This is a genomic window from Sunxiuqinia indica (assembly GCF_009847015.1).
GTDB classification, from domain to species: Bacteria; Bacteroidota; Bacteroidia; order Bacteroidales; family Prolixibacteraceae; genus Sunxiuqinia; species Sunxiuqinia indica.
Map to the genome: position 1 here is coordinate 113736 of NZ_WVEM01000012.1, position 22669 is coordinate 136404.

The following is a 22669-nucleotide window of genomic DNA, read 5'->3' on the forward strand; positions in this document are numbered from 1 at the left end:
GCACTATTTCAAATAAACCAATATTGCGAAAATAGTCACAATCTATGCTTATTTATTTTTCATAGACAAATTCAATATAAATTATTCAAGATTCTCAGTAAGCTTTCGAACAATCTTCAGATTGTCAAGGAATTCTTTTGCAATAACCCGGACAATTGTATAAACCGGAATTGCCAGAATCATGCCTAAAATCCCAGCAACACTTCCGGCTGCTAAGATCACCAGAAAAATTTCCATTGGATGAGCTTTAACACTGCTTGAATAAATCAGCGGCTGAAACAATATATTATCAATAATCTGTACCGAAGCGAAAACAAGCAACATAAAACCTAACAACGGCAGGGTATGCGACGAAAAATCGGCATTAAGATTGATTGCAATACCTATTAGCAAACCAACTGTTGCACCCATCCAGGGGCCCAAGTAAGGAATTACATTAAACAGACCGCAGAATAAGCCAATTACCACCGAGTGGCTAAAACCAACGCCAACAAAGGTTAACCCGAGAGTTACCAGGGTTCCGACCATTGTTACTTCGAAGAGTAAGCCAATAAAGTAGCGGCGAAGTAAATTATAGATCGAATTCAAAATTCGATCGACTTTTTCTTCGTAACCCGATGGGACAATAAGCAGAACGCCTTCTTTAAACATATTTTCTTCTTTTAAAAAGAAGAATGTAATAAATGAAACCGAGAAAAAAGCAACAAGTAATTCGCCCAAGGTGCCGGCGACAAACCCAAAGATTCCGGTCAACTGCGAAAACTGCATTCTATCTCCAATCTGCCCTCTCAATAGTTCAACTAAGTTAGCACTCGCATCAACATGGTCTTCCTCTCCGACAAAATCCATCCACTGCCTGATCGGTTTTTCAACAATTTGCAGAACCGCATTAAAATCGATGGTGGAAAGCTGCTCGAACTCTGCCACCAGCAATGGAATCAAAAAGCGAACCGATCCGATAAAAAAGATCCAAAGGAGTAATATGGTAAAAAAAGCCGCAAGGGTATACGGAACCGAGAGACGACCAATATGAATTCCATGCAAAAAGCGAACTATAGGCCGGCCAATCAGCGACAAAACAGCAGATATTAATATGTAAGTGACAATATCGCTGAAGTACCAAACCAAAAACAGAAAGACAAGAACACCGACAGCTAATAATAAATTCTTTGTCCACCCTTGCACCTTAATCATATAATAACTTTTTATACAAATATACCGGAATAATTCAAGTTAGAAAGTTTAAATATCAAACACAACTCAAGTGCTAAAAATATGAAAGCCCGACAATCAATTTGGTGTTTCACCTGGCTATCCATATCAAATAACAATAAGATTATTCATATTTTTTTGATAAATTTGTTTTACCTAAATAAGTAATATGAGAGACAAAAAGCTTACTGCCCTAATTGTTGATGACGAAAAAGAAGATCGGGATATATTAATATACATGCTTAAAGAGCACAAAAATATTACGATTATTGATCAGGCCGAAAGTACGGAGTCGGCACTTTTCAAATTCTTAGAACTCAAACCCGATATTGTTTTTCTAGATTTAGTAATGCCCGGAAAAAACGGCATGGAGCTTATTTCTCTCTTGAAGAAACAAAAGCTAGAGACAGACATTGTAATTGTTAGCGCCTACCGTGATATGGCTATAGAAGCAATAAAAAATGAAGTTTACGACTTTCTACTGAAACCGATCGGACCGCGAAAACTCCATAAGGTAATTGCGAATATTGAAAGAAGAAGAAACAAGGCAAATAACACACATTTAGACAACTTGCTTGACAATTTCAAACATGAAACAAAACTTAGGCTTTCTTCAACCAACAGTCATATATTGGTTGATCCAAATGATATTTTATACTGCGAAGCCGAAGGGACGTACACGCGTATTTATGTTGAAAACGGGAACGTTGAACTAGCCAACACATACCTTGGCAAGATTGAAGATTTTCTCATTAAAAACAACAATTTCTTCAGAATTAGTAGAAGTCACCTGATAAATCTTGATAAACTATGGCGGGCAAACAAAGCTGATAATTCCTGCATTTTAATCGCCAATAATGAGGAATTAAAATTGTACGGCTCGAAAAAACAGATTAGAGAACTTTGTAAAATCGATAACCCTAAATAATGGTTGTAAACAAGACGATAACGGCGATGATTATTGACGACGATGAAGAAGCAATCGCTCTTCTCGAAATTTACCTGAAAGCCTTTCAGGAGATTGAAATCGTTGACAAAACCACTAACCCCAAGCAAGGGATTAAACAGCTAATCAGAAAGATGCCGGACATTGTCTTTTTGGATATTGACATGCCGGACATTAACGGGCTGGAAGTTGCAGAGGTTATCAAGGACAATCAATTGAGTACCGAAATTGTATTTACAACAGCGCACAGCAAATATGCCTTTAAATCGTTAAACTTAGAACCACTGGATTACCTTGTAAAGCCCTTTGGTCCCGAAGAATTAATCTCTGTTGTTAATCGCTACAAAACAAGGATAAAACGGAAAGAATTAGAGCGCAGCATGGACATCTTCATCCAAAATAACCGTCCTGTAAAAAAGGTAAAACTCACGACAAAATTCGGTGTCGTTTTTATTAATCCACAAGAGGTAATGCTGCTTCAGGCTAAAGTAAATTACAGCATTGCCCATTTGTCCAGCGGCAGTATTGAACTAATTACTCAGCCGATGCAAAAGATCATCGACTTAATGGATTTTTCCAACCTGGTAAAAGCAAACCGCTCATCTTATATCAATATTCAATATTTGCGCAAAGTTGACCGCCGAAAAAAAATGTGCTTGTTAACTCACAAAGACATTGTTATTGAGGAACCAATCAACCGCTCAAGTATTTCTTTCTTCGAGAAGTTGAATTGTTTCCCCATCACCTGATCGAGTTAACCTAGCTCTTCAGCAAGGCAAAATCAAGTACGTCACTGATGTTCTTTACGAAATGAAACTTCAGCCCCTTCAAATAAACGTCTTTAATTTCCTCCAAATCTTTCTCATTATCAACAGATAAAAGAACCTCTTTAATACCGGCACGTTTTGCTGCCAAAATCTTTTCTTTGATTCCCCCAACCGGCAGCACTTTACCGCGTAATGTAATCTCGCCAGTCATCGCAATATTCTTCCGTACTTTTCTTTTCGTTAAAGCCGAGGCCAACGAAGTTACCATCGTAACGCCTGCCGAAGGACCATCTTTGGGGATCGCTCCCTCCGGAACATGCACATGGAAATTATTCTTGTCAAACATTTCCTGTTCCAGCCCCAGCTCCTCGCGATGCGATTTTAAATATTCCATTGCCAGCATGGCAGATTCTTTCATCACTTCTCCCAGATTACCAGTCAATGTCAAACCACCTTTCCCGGTGCTTAAACTAGACTCTACAAATAGAATTTCGCCACCATGGGCAGTCCATGCCAAACCAGTAACAACGCCGGGTATCTCATTACCCTGGTAGTTTTCGCGCGTATACTGAACCACACCGAGATATTCCCGAATATCTTCTTTGGTTAATTTCTTATTATAAGGTTCTTCGAAAGCAATTTTTTTAGCTATTCGACGGATAATCTTGGCAAGCTTTTTATTCAATTCACGCACACCGGATTCGCGCGTATAATTTTCAACAACGTGTTCAAGAATATCCTTTGTAAACGAAACCTGGTTTTTCTTCACCCCATGATCCTTTAATTGCTTAGGGAGCAAATGGCGCTTGGCGATTTCAATCTTCTCCTCAACAATATATCCGTTTACATCGATCAACTCCAGGCGGTCACGCAAGGGGGCTGCAATGGTGTTCAGCGTATTGGCTGTCGCCACAAACATCACATTAGACAAGTCATAATCGACTTCCACATAATTGTCATGAAACTCTGAATTTTGCTCAGGATCCAACACCTCAAGCAACGCCGAGGCCGGATCGCCATGAAAATCCTGCGATACCTTGTCAATCTCGTCAAGAATAAAAACCGGGTTGGAGGTTTTTGCTTTTTTAATATTTTGCAAAATACGTCCCGGCATTGCTCCAATGTAGGTTTTTCGATGACCACGAATCTCGGCTTCATCGCGCAGTCCTCCCAAGCTCATACGAATATACTTTCGGTTAAGAGCTCTTCCGATTGATTTTCCAAGCGAAGTTTTACCGACTCCCGGAGGACCGTATAAACACAAAATTGGGGCTTTCATATCCTTTTTCAACTTCAATACAGCCAGGTGCTCCAAAATGCGTTCTTTCACTTTTTCCAATCCGTAATGATCTTCATCCAATACCTTTTGTGCATGCTTCAGGTCGAAATTATCTTCAGTATACTCATTCCAAGGAAGCTCAAGCAATGTCTGACAATACGAGAATTGGACTGAATACTCACCAGCCGCTGGATTTAATCGATGCAGTTTGGTTACTTCTTTATCGAAAAAAGCAGCAACTTCTTCGCTCCACTTCTTATCCTTGGCAGCTTCTTTCATGTCAGCAATTTCCTGCTCTATCGGGTTGCCCCCCAGCTCATCCTGAATGGTTTTCATTTGCTGGTTAAGCAGATATTCACGCTGCTGCTGATCTAGGTCCGTTTTTACTTTGGTTTGAATATCACGCTTCAACTCCAACATTTGAACTTCTTTGACCAAGTATGAAATGGCTTGTATTCCACGCTCACGAACATCGGCAATCTCGAGCAGTTTCTGTTTTTCCTCAACCTCAAGATCAGTGTTAGAACAAATAAAGTTGATCAGGAAGGTAGAATTTTCGATATTCTTAACCGCGAAGGTTGCTTCGGGAGGAACGTTGCTCGAATATTGAGCGACCTTAATTGACAAATCTTTAAGAGAGCCAACGACAGCACTGAATTCAGTATTATTCTCTGCAGGTAAGATTTCGTCGAGTAAAGTAACCTGTGCTCTAAAATAAGGGAACTCTTCCAGGTAGTTGCCCACTTCAAACCTCCGTTTACCTTGAATAATAACAGAAGTTGAACCGTCAGGCATCTCAAGAACTTTCAGGATTTGAGCGACTGTGCCGACCTGGTACAAATCTTTTTGCTCCGGATCATCAATGCTGCCATCCTGTTGAGTCACCGTTCCCAATAATTTATCCCCACGAAAAACATCCTGAATGAGTTTCAGTGATTTTTGTCTTCCAACTGTAATCGGAATCACAACACCGGGAAATAATACTGTATTTCGAAGTGGCAAAATTGGCAGTACTTCTGGCGCCTGAAAATTTTTCAGTTCTTCTTCATTCCCATCGGCAATGATTGGAATAATTTCAGAATCGTCGTCTCCCATACCTGTGAATATCATATTTTTTAATGAATGACCTCTATTTTCTCCCATTATATTTTCTCTTTCTCTATCAGTGTGACAATCTGGCGTAAAATTAGCCATATTAATTCAGGGCTATTATTAGTCAATAGCCATGCCAAAAGAATTTGATACAAGTTTAAAAACTGCGAAAAACCGAAGTCCGATCAAAAACGGCAGTTAGTATTTGTTTATCAATTTCGGTCAACTCCCGATTGCGACGTGTCATCACTTTTTCAGCGACACTAAAAACACTTTTCAGTTGATGAAGTTTAAAACCTCCCGGCCCTCCATCGGCAAACGAAGGAACAAACTGTCGTGGAAACCCGGTTCCATGAATATTGCAGCCCACACCAACAACCGTTCCTGTATTGAACATGGAATTAATGCCTGCTTTGGAATGATCACCCATGATCAATCCGCCAAACTGCAATCCGGTCTTATAAAACCGGCCAGTGGTATAATTCCACATTTTAACCGGCTCGTAGTTATTTTTCAGGTTCGAAACATTGGTTCCGGCACCTAAATTACACCACTCGCCCAAAACCGAGTTACCTAAAAAACCATCATGTCCTTTATTGGAATATCCAATCAGAATTGATTGACTGATTTCGCCACCAACTTTCGAAAATGGTCCAATGGTTGTTGCTCCGTATATTTTGCTTCCCATGTTCACCACCGCATGATCGCCCAACACAAAAGGCCCGCGAATAAACGATCCTTCCATTATTTCGGCATCTCTCCCAATGTAAACGGGCCCGGCTGTCGCATTAATCGTAGCAAACTCGAGTCTCGCCCCCTGCTCCACAAAGATATTCTCCGGATGAATTAACTGATTTGTATGACTAATTGGCTCTGATTCACGATCGGCTGTCAACAAGTCAAAATCCAACTGAATTTGCCGGGAGTTAAATTCTGTCAAATCCCATGGATATTGAACCAGATCCAACTCTCCTGCAAAATCCATCCAGTGAATTTCAGCAGTACTTTCAAAAAAAGAATCGGATGCGGTATCATCAACAAGAGCAACAATTGGCTGGCCATTCCACACAATTCCTTGCCCCAACTGAAGCTTTTCCACCTGAGCAGTCAACTCGTCTGTTGGACAAACATGAGCATTGATCAGTAAATTTTCAGATGCGGTTACTTTGGGATATTTAGCTTGTAAATAGCTTTCGGTTTGCCATGAAAAGTCTCCTTTCAGACGCTTTTCCCACTTTTCCGTTATCGTTAAAATTCCGGTTCGCAGCTCAGAGACGGGACGAGTAAAACAAAGTGGCAACAGGTTTTCCCGCCCCGGGAAATCCAATAAAATTGCATTCATGACGATTTTTTTTCAAAAGTAGACAAAAAAAAAGCTCCGCAAAAGCGGAGCTCATATATCGTATTTAAACGTAGATTACTTTTTCTTGCTATCCATGTGTTTCTTATAACGGTTCATGAATTTGTCAACGCGTCCAGCAGTATCAACCAATTTCATTTTTCCGGTATAGAATGGATGCGAACTACTTGAGATCTCCACTTTCATCAATGGATACTCAACTCCGTCAACCACTTCAGTTTCTTTTGTGTTAACGGTTGATTTAGTCAAATAAACCTGGCCATTTGACATATCTTTAAACGCTACTACGCGATAATTTTCCGGATGTATTTCTTTTTTCATTGCTGATTCTTTTTCAACTTTATTTCAATCGGTGTGCAAAGATACTTACCTATTTCAAATTTCCAAAAAGTTTTTCTTCTTTTATTCATCTTTTTCAGCTCCAATTATTGGAGCCCGCTCAAATGGCTTATTCCGATCAAACAGATAGCGCATGGTATGATGCGTTTTTACATGTTTCCCGCCTACTGATTCGTACAACGAAATGATTTTAGGGTTAAAATCGCCGGCCCAGGAAAGCTCAACTTCAGTATACTGTGGCTTTTTCTTCATCAACTTATCCTGATGCCAAAAAATAGCAGACTCAATACCGGACTTTTGAAACTTTGGAACAACACCCATAATTAAGATACGTGTACGTGTAATTGCCTTTTTCTTTTTATAATAAAGAAATTTCAGCATGTTGATGAAGTTCAGCTTTCCGTTCAGCTTTTGCAATATCTGGTTGATATCAGGCACCATTACAAATAATGCGATGGGTTCATCTTCATGATATGCAAACCAAATCATTTCCGGATCCAGCACAGCCTTCGAATCCTTAATGAAATCCCGCAAATCCTGCGGATCCAGAGGATTAAAATGCTCGTGAAACCGCCAGGCTTCATCATAGATATAACTGAAATCTTTGATAAACTTCTCCGTATTGTTATAATCGAAATGCTTAAAACTATATCCCGGCTTTTGAGCTACCCAACCCGCAATTTTCCAGAAACGTTCCGGAAACGGCACTGAATAGTCCAGGTGATAGCTAAATTGCTCAAAATAAACTTTAAAACCATAGTTATCAAATAGCTTTTGGTAGTACTTCGGATTGTAAGGCATGCCATAACCTTGTGGCATAAATCCATCTACTAACAAGCCCCAGTTCATGTAGTTCTCGCCAAAGTTAACCGGTCCATCCATGGCTTCCATTCCACGCTCTTTCAACCAGTCGCGAGCCGTGTCAAATAACAAATTGGCCACCTCCTGATCATCAATACACTCAAAAAAACCACAACTACCGGTGGGTTGCTCAAACGTTTTTGCCTTATCGTAATTGATAAACGCAGCGATACGTCCAACAGGATCACCCGATTGATCAACAATCACCCACCGTTCAGCTTCTCCATGCTTAAATGACGGATTCTTAGCAGGATCAAAGGTATTTTCAACCATTCCCTGAATTGGCGCTGCCCAGTTTTTATCACCCTTATAAATCAGGTGTGGCAACTTATGAAAGAGCTTTATTGTGTCTGAATTATTGACTTTTTGTAACTGCATGTGCTTGGTTAATTGTTTTAGTTGACAAGATACAATTATTTCTATTTGTAAAAGATGATTTTTGCTTAATCCTCAATGATTGCCGAGCGCTTGAATTCTTTTTCCCGGTCAAATAAATACCGCAGGGTTAAATGTGTTATGGCCTTTTTCCCTCCTACCGCTTCAAAAATTGAGATCATTTTCGGATTGAAATCGCCCACCCAACTGAGCTCCATTTCATTGTACCAATCTTTTCGCAGAAGCACTTGCCTTAACTGGTAAAAAATAGCCGACTCGATACCCGATTTTTGAAACTTCGGAATAACTCCCATTACAATTACCCGACAACGGTTAATTACCTTTTTCCTTTTCAAATAATACAATCGGAGCAACTTAAATAAGTTCATTTTTCCACTTGGGAAGTATTTTATCAATTGGTTCGCATCAGGAATCATCATGAAAAATCCGATTGGCACACCTTCTTTGTATACAAACCAAATGAATTCTTCCTCCAGTATTAACTTCGATTGGTTAATCATGTCACGTAAATCCTGCGGATCAATTGGCTTATAATTATCATGCTTACTCCAGGCCTGATCGTATATATTGATGAAATCGCGAATGTATGTTTCCTGATTTTTAAACGTGAAATTCTCAAAAGTGTAACCCGGTTTTTTAGCCATCCATGCCGCAATTTTCCAAAAGCGTTCAGGCAAATCAGGGCTTGTAATATTTAAGTGATAACTGAATTGCCGGTAGTATGTTTCAAATCCATAATTACTCCATAGCTTCTGGTAATAATCCGGGTTATAATTCATCCCAAAGGTCTGCGGTATAAATCCCTCAACAAGCAACCCCCAGTGAAAAAAGTTTTCCCCGATATTAATTGGTCCATCCATGGCTTCCATTCCTTCAGCAGTCAGCCACTCTTTTGAGACATTGAACAAAGCATCAGCCACCTCCTGTTCATCAACGCATTCAAAAAAACCAACTCCTCCGGTTGGCTGATCAAATTGATGGGCATAGTTAGACGAGTGAAATGCAGCAATCCGGCCTACCGGTTTGCCTGCTTTGTATGCAACCCAACGACATGCTTTCCCTTTTTTCAGGGTATTATTTTTCTCAGGATTGAAAATATCCTCAATCATCATCCGAAGAGGAGCAACCCAATTTTTATCGTGTTTATATATTGAATAAGGAAGCTGATGAAATGCATGAATCAGCTTTTTGTCCGTCACCTCTATTAGCTGCATTTACTTTATCTTGTTTTGAAAGCACCGAAATTAATACTTATCGCCAGAAAACAAAAACAGGAACCGAAGCTCCTGTTGTCTTTTTTATGCTTATCTAAATGAATTTGATTCAATTAGCATCGCTATTTTTATAATCTTTATAAACTAATTCCCGCTAAAACTAGTCACGGCTGGCCAGTTTCGATAGCAGCCTCAATATTTCGAGGTACAACCAAACCAAAGTAACCATTAATCCGAAAGCTCCATACCACTCCATTATTTTTGGCGCCCGGGCTGCAGCACCCCTTTGGATAAAGTCGAAATCCAAAATCAAATTTAAAGCGGCAACAGCAACAACCACTAAGCTAAACCCAATGCTAAACAGACTATTGCCATGCAAAAAACCGAAACTGGCTCCAAACATGCCCGCGATAAAACTGATGAAATAAATCAGTGCAATTCCTCCGGTAGCAGCCATTATAGCCATTCGGAACTTTCCGGTTGCCCGAATTTTTCCTGAGCGAAACAGAAACAGCATAATAAAAAACACACCAAAAGTTAAAGCCACAGCACGCATAACCAATCCCGGGTATTGGGCTTCGAAGAAAGCAGAAATACCTCCAAGAAAAAGACCTTCGAAAACAGCATAAATTGGAGCTGTAATATTAGAATAACGTGGAGCAAATACCGTAATAATGGCAACAATAAAACCGCCGATTCCGCCGCCGATTAACCACGGAGCAACGACCGAAAATGCACCTTCAGGTGAGCCATAATCATAAACACCAAAAAACTTGCGCCAGGTAAACGCAGCGGCAAAAGCCAATATCAGAAACATCAGACCGGTTTTATTTACCGTTCCATCAATGGTCATAACATCAGTTTGAGCACCCGTTTGCACCTTGCTAAAAACTGAATTCCCAAAAACCGGATTTGATGATTTTGTCAAATTCATAATTCAAAAATTTAAAATGTTTGTGTCAATAACTATAAAAACCATACCATGATTTTCATACTGACATTTTGGACTCAAATGATACAACCAAGAAAAACTGTTAAAGTTCGACGAAATCTTCGAGTAGCAAATTGGCTATTTTCTGTGCCTGCTCCTCTTCCATTTCTTTCGCCGAGTTCAGAAATTCGACACACCGTTCTTTCAAAAAATTACTTCGGTTGCCCACAATCAGCAAACTGCGGTAAATAATCTGCCCCAGTTCCGGATCCTTAATCAGGGGAACAAGAACGTCAAAGAATGGCTCAAACATTTCATCAATGGCCTTTTTATCAACCATCGCAAGTCGTCCCATCAGGTGGAGGCCTGTAAACCGCACCAAATACTTTTTACCCCGGCACCACTCCAGCGCTTTCACATACGCAAATTTCGACGGCACAAACAAGTTGGAAACAGCCTGCTCGGCAATCTCCGAAGTAGCAAAACTTTTCGTCCAAAAATCCAGTTGCTCTTCAGTCATCTTTTCAGGTTCATCCAACAAGGTTGCCATAATCATACTTTCGCGCCACTGCTTATTCCAAAGTTTTAAGGCCAGCAAATGATTTTTGTCGTACTGCTTAGCCAGCTCACGCAACGAAATAATGGAAGCCCCCCAATTGATTTTATACACCAAACCCATGGCCTTCATTTGAGCGACCGTTTCTCCATTTTTCAAACGCCGTATTTTAGCAAGAATCTCTCGAAACTGCTTATCAACCGACGGATCATCAATTAATATATCCATATCAATAAATTACAAACTCAACCACGTAAAATAGAATTAGCAAAAGTAAGGAATAGATAAGGTGCCTGGAAATGTTCTGGTATTTTGTTATTGAAATATTCAATTTATTTTGAACGATAACAATCAAATACAGCTTTTCGAACAAGTAAGCGACCACCGTAGCATAGGCAACTCCGGCAATTCCCCAGAACTGAACAAACCAAAGGCTAAGCGAGACATTAAGCAACAACTCCCAAAACGATGCCCAGGCGATCGATTTTGTCTGCTTTAAACCGATCAGAAGTGTTTGAGGAAAAACCAACCGACTAACAATTAGCAACAAATAAATATTGAACACCGTAGCACTCTCGGCAAAATGGGAATTAAAAACTATGGGAAACAGCTCGTGACTAGCCAGCAACAAGCCCGCAGAAAGTGGGAACAGGTAATTTGCCAGACGAGTAGACTCTTTTTTAATTTTTGCAAGCGTTTCGGTCAGCAGGTCCTTATTCGACAATTCCGGTAACAGAGCATTACTAAACGCGTTGGCCAATAACAACACAAAAGGCAACTCGCGGGCACCATATCGGAATACTGCAAAAGCCGCCTCATCAAATTTTGAGGTAATAATAAATCCATCGACATATTGAGCTGAGCCCCCCAACAACGCAGATAAAATAAGAGGTGAAGAAAGCTTCAGATGCTCCTTAATAAATATCCATGAAAAGTGATTCTCCTGAGCACGCACAATCAGAAGCAGCAAATAAGCGTAGCGCATGAAAGCACCCAACACTAGTCCATACAAGGAGAATTGAATGGGCATTCCGAAAAAAGTTGGCAGGACAACTAAAAGCAGCAACACCAAAAAGCTGATACCACCATATAATACGATAGCACGAGTTCGATTTCGCAACAAGAAAAAGTACTCAACCAAATTGGCAGGGACACTAAAAAACAGATAAGCCGACAACAGGTAGAGATAAGGGAATGAGGCAATACCAATACTTTTGCCGACAACAGGCTGACTAACTACAACCAAAACTCCGATAACTAAAACTGTAAAAAAACTAATCAGCAAGAACGCATTGAAAACCGGAGATTGCGACCTTGCTCTTTCATCCTTTGAAATGGGTAGTAAACCACGAATCAGACCATTCAGCCAAAAGAAACTAACAGCACCAGCCAGAAACAAAAATTGCTCGTATTCTCCAATCGACTCCGTGGTCAAGCTGGTTTTGGTAAAGACAACACCAATCAAAATAAAAGTACCAAACCGCAACAGGTGGAAAATCTGCAAAGACGAAATATTGGTCAGCCTAAATTTCATTGATCAAATCTAAAACTAAATATGCAAAGCACAAACGAAAATCAGTGCACTCAGAACTTACTCCTTGGCCGGTATGGTATGAGTTTTAATGGGCATCGTTGTATTTGACATGGCCGATACCCACACTAATCTCATTAATGTTGCTAAGTAAGCTCTCGTCATATTTCACTTCCAAATACACACGTTCCCTATTTTTCCACAAAGTACCGTAATTGATCGAGCATGATTGGAACATCATCCTGATCAATCTCCTGCTTGATCAATTGCGGCAAATCTTCATAGAAAACCTCCATAAATTCGCTTTCAGAGAACCCTGCTTTGGAAATCGACTGTTTGTAATATTCCAAAGCTGATTTCCGGTTTCCCAAGCTCCATTGCACATGCCCCATGTTCATCAGATCGTGCTGGTTAGGCTCATCATCCATCAACTTCTGAAAATATTTTTCCGATTGTTCCTTTTTGCCGGTCAGAAATGAACACCAAGCAATTGGACGCCATACTTTTTTATTACCCGGTTTTAAATATTCTACCTTAAAATAATATTTTAGCGCTTCATCAAACCGATCCAGCTCAAGTAAACAATGACCAATATTGAGGTGGTTATTCAAATCGTCAGGGTTCATCTTCTCAACCTCATGATAATACTCCAGGGCTTTTAAAGGCTGCTTAAGATTTCGGTAGCACAACGCAATTTTCTTTAGATTCCATAACCGGTTTAATTCAAACAGTTCTGCCTTTTGGTATGCATCCAGCGCCTTATTATAGTCACCCAGTTTTTGAAAGCTAAAGGCAATTTTTTGATACAATTCGGCATCTTTCCCTTCTTCCAGTAAGTATTCAAAAACGTCGATCACCTCCTCAAAATGATTCTTCGAAAAATAATATTCCCCAATATTTCGAAGTATCGTTTTATCTTCTTTCAGAATATCTCCCAATGCCGTTTTGTTATGAAAATCAAACCGCCAACTAAACACATCATCAAAATCCTTTTTTCGCGGATGCAGCTTATAAAACCGGTACAAGTCCTGAATATATTGATTGGAGATCAGCCCGGCTTTTTTGCCCGGATCAGTGAGTGCTTCATCTTGTTCAATCTCTTGATATTGATTCATTTCTGCATTCATCCCCTGCAACATAAATTCCCGACTTTCCTTCGGGATATTTTGCATGCTCAGGCAAAAAGAATATTTATCTGAGTTACACAAAATAGGTGCAGTGCTTATCGTTTCAACAAAACCTCGGGTTATTTCATCCGAAAGATCCAACTTCTCATTCAGGCTCGGATTACCCGCAAAAAACGGGATGAACCAGTTGGCTATTTCATTAAAAAACGGAAACGATTTCAGCATCGAAAACGATCCCATAAAAACATCGGCTCCCTCCATCTGTAATTCCGAAAACTCTTCCATTTTATCCATCAGCCCGGGTGAATCTTTGAAAATATCCTGCCACTCCGGATTTTTATCATCCGAAAGCCCTTCTTCCATCAAGCTATCCAGATTGATTTTGTCTTTCAGGTTCGGACTAATTTTAACCATCTCGGGAAGCAACTCATCCTGAATTCGTTGCTGTAGTTTCTCCGTTTCTTTGCTACGAATTAACTGCACAATAACCCGCTCAAGGTTTCGCTTGAACTCAGCGTCTTCATTCAGAATTTTCAATCGTCCGGTTAGTTCAGAATAAAATGGCATTCGTGCGTCGTATTGATAAAGGGCTATCAGTAAACCGACCAATGCACGCTGACTCACAACGATGTCTTTTGTCTCGTAAACATCAAATAATAAACGGAATTTATCCGAGTCAAAATAACGTTGCAAACTCAAGGTTAAAGCGGTCACTAAAAGCGACTTGTAGGAAACTTCAATAGATGGACTGGTTAAAACCCGTTTGAAAAACTGAACTTCATCAACGCTCAGTTGATCGCGAAACCAAAAATGATAAAACAAACGCAACATTTGCTGATGATTCTTTTCCGTTTCAGCTTGTTTATCCTTGTCGGTGGGTTCCTTTCCTGCGGTCATTGCTTGCAGTTCATCGCCTAAGTAATGCGCTTCGAGCTCCATAAAAAATGAATCAAAATCGCTAATAAACTGATCCTTGAACGATCTTCGCTTTTCATATTCAACAGACGATGCGTATTTCAACCGAATGGCTTCATTTACTTTATCAGCCAGTTCGAAAGCAGACTCAATTAGTTTGCGATACACCTTTTGACGCTCCGGATCCTGAATACCTTCAACCGTGTACTGAAGCATATAATGATAGGTTTGATCCAGTTCGCGCCATTCATCGTAAAAAACCCCCAAGCCATTTTCGCTGATGAGCTCCTTTAATAAATCGAATGCAGGCTTCAACTTACGCTCTGTCAGGTTGTGGCATATTTCTGTATATCGTTTATGTAATTCTTTATTTGTCATTGTAGTTGTCATTTTTTTAAAAGATACGAAAAACCAGTATCATCAAAAAACACTCCAACGCAAATATGACTGCCAGATGTGCAGCCAAAAAATTCATCTGGAAAAATTGTCAAATGAAACGAGCATGTAAAAATTCCTATACAAATAGGGATTATAAGCGAGCTACATACATCGCAATTAAAAGTATAAAATGTAAACGGATGAAATTTAATCGTATCGTTTCTTGTACAAAAAGAAAAAAAATCAACTAGATCGCTAAATTAATTTTGAACTTTAACGAGAAGTTATCCTTGAAAGAATCCAGCTGGTAAGGACCGAGTCGGTAAAAAGCTCCGGCCCCCAACTTTAACAGCCCCACGCGAACCAATTTCGTGCCCAGCAAGCCGGCTTCGTAATACCCCTTTGGAATTGAAGAATAGCGCGAAGAAAAATTCGCTTGATCATCGTATTCCGATTTGCCGACACCAGCATTGAAAACCATGAAAATATCAGGATGGTCTAGATTGTCGCGAAATAATGCAGGTCCAAAATTATGCCTCCAGAAAAGTGCGAACAACTGATCGGTAACAAACTCGTTCACCCGCATCGTCGCAAATGAGTTTTCGTTGTAATTAGAAATTAGTTCTGAGCGAGAAAAAGGCGGACTCGCAAGTAAATTCATCACACCACCCGACTCCCGCAGCGAACCGAGCAAGGTAAATTCACTCTCACCTAGTTTCCCAACCGTATACGAATCGCTCAGCTTGAGCTCAACAGCTTGATAGGGTCTGTCTGAATGTTGATCCAATGCTCGTTCGAAATTGAAGTGAATTACCGGAAACCGTCCTCCCCTGGAAAATATCTCACCCCGCTGCCGAAACAGTTTTTCTTTAAATGTTAAACGAAATTGAACGCCTGCTAAATGATAGTTAACCAACGGGTCGGTTATGGATTCATCCAAAAATGTTGGATTATTGAGCTGGTAGTTCTTCCAATAAATCTTGGTAATAAAGGAAGGTAGAATACGACCAACAAAGCCGGCCTGATAAATCTCGTGATAGGTAAAATGAGTCCGATACCAAACATCTAATTGATGAGAGATGAAAGGTTTTGGTTGTTCTAAAAAATCAATGCTTCCATCTTCTTTAATATCATTTTCGTAATGCACAAAAAAGCGACTGTCACTCGCCGAGTCTAGCCGGAAAAACAGATCTCCACCAAACTTACTTTCATCATCGAGAAACCCGTAACGATAATAGCCTTTCAGTGACAAGAGCCTGCTGAAATCCTGATTCGTTTGCAAACCCAATCCCAACTGAAAACCTTCGAAACGGTTATAATTAACAAGGCGATCAAGCAAAATATCGATTTTACCAACCGGATATCGCCAGCTTGAAAATGACTGCACCAGTTTTAACTGATCACTTTTATCGATCTGTAATCCCAAGATATCAACAGATCGCACCGCAGAAGCATCGATTGGCTCGCCAACTGATACCGGATCACGGCTAGTCTGCGACTGCTCCTCATTTTCCAACGAATCCCAGGAGTCCTGTCGTTCAAAAAAAGAATCACCAAATGGAATATTTAGTTGACTGCCGGTTATAAAACTTTTCCCTGAAATCTGAACATCAAGAGATTCTGATGGAAATTCATGAAGCTTGAATCTTTCAATTCCGATTTTGAAGCTCATCGATTTTGGAAACCATTGCCCAGACGGTAACTGATTATAAAGTTGATGGAGTGAAAAATCAAGTGTGTCTTCAGTTGAATAAGTCGCATTTATTTGCAACGACTCAATGGCATATCCATCAGAATTGATGGCTAAAACGCCTTCAAAAGCACTGCCACGATTACTCTCCGATGGGTTGAATGAAATAACAAAGAGACTATCTCCTCGAGTATTTAACAACTTTTTATCGATCGAAAACAGGTAATTCTGAATACCCGAATCCGAGATGGGGCTCATGTATTTTTCGTTAAAAAAAGGAATTGTATCCTGATAAAATGAAAATGATTCGAGCTGTTTCGTCAGCCTGACCAAGGCAGAATCTTTCAAACCGGCAGTGCGATCAGCAATCACGATCTCTTTCGACTGATCAGGTTTCTGATAAATCTTTGTGCGCACACCTTCCTGCAAATACAAATCTTGCTGATCTGCCATTTTTTTCAACTTCGCGTGGAGAGACCCGGCTTGAAGATCTGTAGAATCGTAGAGTTTAGCCCGGCTATCGTCGTCAGTTAACTGAACGGTCAGTTTGTTGTATAGTTGATATTTATAGGAGTTGATGTTTTTAAGTTGATGAACGGGACGATTGTCCAGCACTTTCTCAATAACCCTTTTTGCACCTTCCGGCTCAGTCGTATTGTGGAAACCGGAAAAGCCTTTCTGCAAGCGAACTAGTTCTCCATCTTTTAGCTTGGCCAAAACCTGCTTTTGCATCCGGTAGCCGGCATGATACAACAATATTGTGTCGTTGGTCATGCCGTACAGGTTTAAGTAACCATCAATATTACTTGTTGTCTCAACACGAACCGAATCACTTAAGGCCTTCACAAAAGGTAATGGCTGTAAGGTGTTGGCATCGACAACCCTCACTGTGCGGGGCTGGGCAGCTGATTGAAATGGAGCTGCACATACAACAAGGAAAAATAGTATGTTAAAAAAGATCGTCTTATTCAATTTCATCCAATTCCATCAGGGTTGCTTTCAGCTTAAAGATATAATTTCCATAGAGTTTTCGAAAACCCCATCGAAATAAGAAAAACAAACCACTAATGACAAGCAACAATACGACAACACCAATGGCAATCATTCGAATCATGGGTGGCGCAGTACTCAACGCGTCGACATTGGTGCCCAGCTCATCAGCTTTCAGTTCAACTCCCATAAACATTCCCGAGATAAAACTGATACTGAGAATCAGTAACAAAATACCAAGTGCCATATAAAACAGCTTGCGATAGACATGAAGAATGCGGATGATTGATGTCAAGACCCTGGAAAGGTCGTTGCTATGCGAATAATCTTTGGTAGCCAATCGGTAGCTGATCAAAAAATAAACGAAAGACCCCACAATAAATAAAATACCTGCGCCTTCCATTAACTGAATCCAGATCGGAGTGGCTTGGTAGCTCATATCAGACGAGAGCAAAACATCATCGAAAGTAAAAAACAAGGCCAACAAAATCAAGACGACGACTCCGATACGAATGTTCCGGTCAATTCGCTCTATGAAGTTTCGGGTGCGTTTTTTAAGCATTTCGTAAATGGCTTCTTCTCCCAACTGATGCTTACTTGCATCATTAGACGAAAACTTATCCCAGGCCGATTTTAAATCTTTCAGTTCCATTCCTCTAGCTTCAATGATTCATGTACTTTTTCAGTTTCTTCTTGATCCGGTTCATCTTCACACGCACATAATTTTGAGTAATCCCCGTAATCTCCGCAATTTCTTCGTATTTCTTGTTTTCGAGATATAACAAGACGATAGACTTTTCAATCCCACTTAAATTGGTGATTGCTTGATGTAGTAGCTTGATCTGTTCCTCGGTTTCGTGGTCATATTCCTCAACAGCCAGTTGAAAGTTTCCCACCTCAATGCCTGTTTTATCAGGCTGACGTTTATTCTTTTTAAAACTGGTAATTGCTGTATTTAAGGCAACACGGTACATCCAGGTCGTAAATTTGGCTTCGTTCCGGAATGATGGAAATGATTTCCACAACTGCGCCAGTATCTCCTGAAACAGATCGCGACGATCTTCTTCCGAATCACAATAAATGGAACATACCTTGTGTATAATTCCCTGATTTTGCGATATAATCTGAACAAATTCCTTTTCCAAAGCGAAGTTATTAGTCTGGAATTATCGGATAAATTACACTAGCTCATTTTTAAAAATCCAACTTCTTTATCAGAAAGGAAACGCCATGTTCCTCGGGGTAGGTTTTTCTTGGTTAGTCCGGCAAAAACAACACGGTCGAGTTTAACAACCCGATATCCCAGGTGAGCAAATATGCGGCGCACAATTCGGTTTTTCCCCGAATGGATTTCGATGCCCACTTCCCGTTTATCGCCGTCTTCTACAAAACTAATCGCGTCGGCAGCAATAAAACCATCTTCGAGCTCAATGCCTTTTTTAACCTGCTCCAGGTGGTCTTGCGTAAATTCTTTATCCAAAAATACGTGGTAGATTTTTTTCTTTTCATAACTCGGGTGAGTCAATTTAGTCGTCAATTCGCCATCATTCGTAAATAACAACAGTCCGGTGGTGTCCTTGTCTAATCGGCCAACCGGATAAATACGCTCCTCGCAGGCATTTTTGACTAACGAAATCACTTTTTTCTCGGCATGCGGATCATCCATGGTGGTTACGAATCCCTTGGGCTTATTCAATAGCACATACACATTTTTCTCTGCACTAAGCATCTTACCCTTATAAACGACCTCGTCCTTGGTTGTTACTTTGTGCCCGAGACTGGTGACAACTTCGCCATTCACTTTTATTTCACCTTTTTCGATAAGCTGATCTGCATCGCGGCGCGAGCAAATACCGGCATTGGCGATAAACTTATTGAGTCGAATCTCCCGATCAGACTTTTTAACAATACTCACTTTTTTATTTTGAGGAGATGATGACTGATTGTCAGAATCGTTTCCCCAGGAATAATTTCGTCCTTCAGTTTTTGAATTTTTCGTCATAACTTAATTTCAATCGCTGCAAAGGTCGGAAAAAGAATTCAGATTGGCACATTAAGGATGAGGGAAGATGTAAGTTGAACCTGCGAAGGTACGAACTTGGAATTTAGCTGTTCATTGAATAATTGATTGTAGCAATTTGAAATCGTTACAATCAATTTTGGGAAGCTGGATGTTGAAAACTCGAAACTAAAAACGTCTCCGCTATTCCTCTTCCAGCTTATACAATTCATACTGCTCCAAAATGGCTTCACGAACCTCGTAATCATTATCAACCTGATTGAGCATTCCTTTTGAGTTGAAGTAAATCATAAACGAATCGGCTTCCGCTTCCTCCAAACCTGTCAGGTTCATGACTAACTCTTTATTGTAGTATTGCGATAAGTATTCCCATCGCTTTTCTGTAATAATTGCTTTTCGAACTTCGCGCTTCTCCTTTTCGCTGCGACTAACATGATATTGGATAAACGAGGCCGGAGAAAAAATAGCGGCATACCAAGGCGGTTTTGAATTAAACGCATCTCCCCGCAATTCAGGATCAATATCAACCGGTTTACCCGTTGAAACCCCTAAATCCACAGAGTTCGACTTTCCCTTTACTTCAACCTCCCCAATGGCAAAGCGGATTGGCTTAAGCCAAATGGTGTACAAACTGTCGGGATTTTGTTTCGGGGGAATGTGTAAATATTCTTTCATAAAACCCATCGCAGTGATTCCAAGGCTATCTACATTCAGCATTTCCATCGAAAAACGTCCTTGTGCATCCGTTGTCGTGCCACCATGAGTTCGCATGTTAACCACATGAACATAAGGCACCGGCAAACCATCTTCTTTGTTCAGAATTTGTCCATTTAAGTGAATGAGAATGGGATCGATATCTGCCCAATCCTGTGCAGCCAGTTGCATGGCGTTTGCAAAAAACAATAGAATCAGTATAGCAATTAGCTTATTCATGATCTAACAAAAGTAGCATTTTACAAGTGATTCAATGACTAATTAAACAAAGCTTAAAAGCTTTTAACATTCTTTATTTTTTTGATATCAGCAAGCCAGCTACTGCGATACAAAAAAAGGGAACCAATCGGCTCCCTTTGAATCATATTTGTGACAATTCGATTAGCTCAAATTCTTGATGCGAGTCATTGCCTCAATCGTACTTTCCCGATCAGCAAAGGCTGAAAAGCGAAAATAACCTTCACCGGCAGGACCGAAACCGGAACCTGGAGTTCCTACCACGTTGGCTTCGCTCAACACTTTGTCGAAAAACTCCCAGGAAGTCATGCCTCCTTTGGTTTTCACCCAAACGTAAGGTGCATTCACCCCTCCGTACACCGTGTAACCAATTGCTTCAAGGCTTTCGCGCATGATGCGGGCATTTTCAAGGTAGTAAGCAATTACTTCCTTCACTTCTTTCTGACCTTCAGCCGTATAAACGGCAGCAGCCGCTTTTTGTACCGGATAAGAAACCCCGTTGAATTTAGTTGACTGACGACGCAACCACAATTTTTTAACTGAGTGAGCATTGCCTTTGCTATCAAAAGCTTTCAACTCTTCAGGAATTACGGTATACGCACAACGAACACCTGTAAAACCAGCTGTTTTCGAAAAACTTCGGAACTCAATTGCTACTTCTTTGGCTCCTTCAATTTCGTAGATCGAACGAGGAATGCCATCTTCGGTAATAAATGCTTCGTAGGCCGCATCGTATAAAATGATGCTTTTATTCTCGCGGGCATAGTCCACCCATTTTTTCAACTCTTCTTTGCTGGCAACCGTCCCTGTTGGGTTATTGGGGTAACACAAGAAAATCAAGTCGGGGCGCTCGGTTGGAAGATCCGGAGTGAAGTTATTTTCATCGGTACAAGGCATGTAAATAATACCATCATAGTAGCCATTCGACTTGCACTCACCGGTTTTACCCGACATTACCGTAGTATCAGAATAAACAGGATAAACAGGATCGCAAATGGCAATTTTATTGCTTGCTCCAAAAATTTCCTGAATATTTCCGGTGTCACACTTCGAACCGTCAGAAACGACAATATCATCAGCCGGGATATTAACTCCATTGGCTTGATAGGCATTTTCAGCAATTGCCTTACGCAGAAATTCGTAGCCTTGTTCCGGTCCGTAACCTTTAAAGGTTGCTGCTGTTCCCTGCTCGTCAACTCCCTCATGAAATGCTTTCAACACGGTAGGAACCAACGGTTGGGTGACATCACCAATACCCATTTTGATAATTTTTTTATCGGGGTTGGCTGCCGCAAATTCGCTAACGCGTCGTCCAATTTCGGGGAATAAATATCCCGCTTGCAATTTCAGATAATGCTCATTAATCAATGCCATATCAATTTTCTATTTTTAGTGATTATTCTGTTTGAATACTTCAAAATTCAGGCGCACAAAGGTATAAAATTGCTTGCTTAATGCCTAAAAGCCCTACCCGATTTTACGATTTAGTAATGATTGCCAGGAGCTTAAATCAAATGAAACGGCTCCAGGCATCAGGTAAAAAGAAGCAATCATCCGGGGAATCTGAGATTGATTGTCATCCGGGAAATTGACCGAAATGAGTCAACTGAAAAAAGAAAACCGCATTGCTCAATATCAATTGAGGCAAGCGGTTTATTCGATTAAGATCGTGTACTATAATGCGGCTTTAATCTTCTCGATTACCTCTGCATATTCAGTATCTGACAGGGTTGTTTTTTGTGGATTCATTTCAAAAACACCTCCAAATCCATAGCCATCTACATATTTTGGAACGATGTGCATGTGCAAATGAGACAAGGTGTCGGCATAGGCTCCGTAGTTGATTTTGGTTGGGTTAAAAGCTTTGGCAATCGCTTTTCCAACTTTGGCTACATCGCGCATAAAAGCATCGCGCTGCTCGTTGCTTAACTCGTGAAACTCGACTGCGTGGTCGTTATAAACAACATTGCAACGACCTGCATAGGATTGCTCTTTAAATAAAAATAATTCGGAAACTTCTAAATCACAGATTTTGATCATTAGGCTGTTTAAGGTATCGTTCTTTTGACAATACAAACATTCTGACACGGGTGATGACATAGTCTGATTTTATT

The 22669-nt window shown here is 40.3% G+C and carries 19 protein-coding genes; 2 read left to right on the forward strand and 17 right to left on the reverse strand.

Annotation, left to right across the window (positions count from 1 at the left end; all coding sequences use genetic code 11):
- Positions 1 to 81: 81 nt before the first annotated feature.
- Positions 82 to 1194 carry an AI-2E family transporter gene (locus GR929_RS16850; protein ID WP_159521948.1) on the reverse strand — a complete coding sequence of 371 codons (1113 nt, stop codon included), beginning with the start codon at positions 1192 to 1194 and terminating at the stop codon, positions 82 to 84.
- Between the two features lie 187 nt (positions 1195 to 1381).
- Between GR929_RS16850 and GR929_RS16855 the strand changes: the two genes are divergently transcribed.
- Together GR929_RS16855 and GR929_RS16860 are read left to right on the forward strand one after the other, a co-directional pair.
- Complete coding sequence (locus GR929_RS16855) at positions 1382 to 2140, forward strand: LytR/AlgR family response regulator transcription factor (protein ID WP_159521950.1); 759 nt, start codon at positions 1382 to 1384, stop codon at positions 2138 to 2140.
- Complete coding sequence (locus GR929_RS16860) at positions 2140 to 2907, forward strand: LytR/AlgR family response regulator transcription factor (protein WP_159521952.1); 768 nt, start codon at positions 2140 to 2142, stop codon at positions 2905 to 2907. Before GR929_RS16855 ends, GR929_RS16860 begins: the two co-directional genes overlap by 1 nt.
- Before the next feature lie 10 nt (positions 2908 to 2917).
- Here the strand turns inward: GR929_RS16860 and lon are convergent, their stop codons facing one another.
- From lon to GR929_RS16940, 16 genes are all read right to left on the reverse strand, one after another.
- Positions 2918 to 5314, reverse strand: a complete 2397-nt coding sequence (gene lon / locus GR929_RS16865) for an endopeptidase La (protein ID WP_159521954.1) — start codon at positions 5312 to 5314, stop codon at positions 2918 to 2920.
- 139 nt (positions 5315 to 5453) lie between these two features.
- Positions 5454 to 6638, reverse strand: coding sequence for a GlmU family protein (locus tag GR929_RS16870; RefSeq protein WP_159521956.1), 1185 nt, complete (start codon positions 6636 to 6638; stop codon positions 5454 to 5456).
- Between the two features lie 75 nt (positions 6639 to 6713).
- Positions 6714 to 6977 (reverse strand): type B 50S ribosomal protein L31, encoded by a 264-nt coding sequence (locus GR929_RS16875; RefSeq protein WP_159521958.1) that lies wholly within the window; start codon positions 6975 to 6977, stop codon positions 6714 to 6716.
- 81 nt (positions 6978 to 7058) lie between these two features.
- Positions 7059 to 8234, reverse strand: a complete 1176-nt coding sequence (locus GR929_RS16880) for a GNAT family N-acetyltransferase (protein WP_159521960.1) — start codon at positions 8232 to 8234, stop codon at positions 7059 to 7061.
- 65 nt (positions 8235 to 8299) lie between these two features.
- A complete protein-coding gene (locus GR929_RS16885; protein ID WP_159521962.1) occupies positions 8300 to 9466 on the reverse strand; it encodes a GNAT family N-acetyltransferase in 1167 nt (388 codons plus the stop codon).
- A gap of 160 nt (positions 9467 to 9626) precedes the next feature.
- The gene (locus GR929_RS16890; protein ID WP_201301044.1) at positions 9627 to 10400 is read right to left on the reverse strand and encodes a Bax inhibitor-1/YccA family protein; all 774 of its coding nucleotides are present in this window, start codon (positions 10398 to 10400) and stop codon (positions 9627 to 9629) included.
- Between the two features lie 100 nt (positions 10401 to 10500).
- Positions 10501 to 11181 (reverse strand): DNA alkylation repair protein, encoded by a 681-nt coding sequence (locus GR929_RS16895; RefSeq protein WP_159521964.1) that lies wholly within the window; start codon positions 11179 to 11181, stop codon positions 10501 to 10503.
- A gap of 1 nt (position 11182) precedes the next feature.
- Positions 11183 to 12487 carry an MATE family efflux transporter gene (locus GR929_RS16900; protein ID WP_159521966.1) on the reverse strand — a complete coding sequence of 435 codons (1305 nt, stop codon included), beginning with the start codon at positions 12485 to 12487 and terminating at the stop codon, positions 11183 to 11185.
- Positions 12488 to 12675: 188 nt separating this feature from the next.
- On the reverse strand, positions 12676 to 14904 hold the full coding sequence (locus GR929_RS16905) for a tetratricopeptide repeat protein (protein WP_159521968.1): 2229 nt from the start codon (positions 14902 to 14904) through the stop codon (positions 12676 to 12678).
- Between the two features lie 247 nt (positions 14905 to 15151).
- Positions 15152 to 17572, reverse strand: a complete 2421-nt coding sequence (locus GR929_RS16910; RefSeq protein WP_159521970.1) for a DUF5686 family protein — start codon at positions 17570 to 17572, stop codon at positions 15152 to 15154.
- Positions 17559 to 18236, reverse strand: coding sequence for a hypothetical protein (locus GR929_RS16915; RefSeq protein WP_159521972.1), 678 nt, complete (start codon positions 18234 to 18236; stop codon positions 17559 to 17561). Before GR929_RS16915 ends, GR929_RS16910 begins: the two co-directional genes overlap by 14 nt.
- A gap of 10 nt (positions 18237 to 18246) precedes the next feature.
- Complete coding sequence (locus tag GR929_RS16920; RefSeq protein WP_159521974.1) at positions 18247 to 18729, reverse strand: RNA polymerase sigma factor; 483 nt, start codon at positions 18727 to 18729, stop codon at positions 18247 to 18249.
- Positions 18730 to 18767: 38 nt separating this feature from the next.
- The gene (locus GR929_RS16925) at positions 18768 to 19586 is read right to left on the reverse strand and encodes a pseudouridine synthase (RefSeq protein WP_159521976.1); all 819 of its coding nucleotides are present in this window, start codon (positions 19584 to 19586) and stop codon (positions 18768 to 18770) included.
- Positions 19587 to 19787: 201 nt separating this feature from the next.
- Complete coding sequence (locus GR929_RS16930) at positions 19788 to 20537, reverse strand: peptidase associated/transthyretin-like domain-containing protein (RefSeq protein WP_159521978.1); 750 nt, start codon at positions 20535 to 20537, stop codon at positions 19788 to 19790.
- Positions 20538 to 20699: 162 nt separating this feature from the next.
- On the reverse strand, positions 20700 to 21929 hold the full coding sequence (locus GR929_RS16935; protein ID WP_159521979.1) for an LL-diaminopimelate aminotransferase: 1230 nt from the start codon (positions 21927 to 21929) through the stop codon (positions 20700 to 20702).
- A 300-nt stretch (positions 21930 to 22229) separates the two neighbouring features.
- Positions 22230 to 22595: an HIT family protein gene (locus GR929_RS16940; protein WP_201301045.1), complete on the reverse strand. Its 366-nt coding sequence runs from the start codon at positions 22593 to 22595 to the stop codon at positions 22230 to 22232.
- Positions 22596 to 22669: the final 74 nt, after the last annotated feature.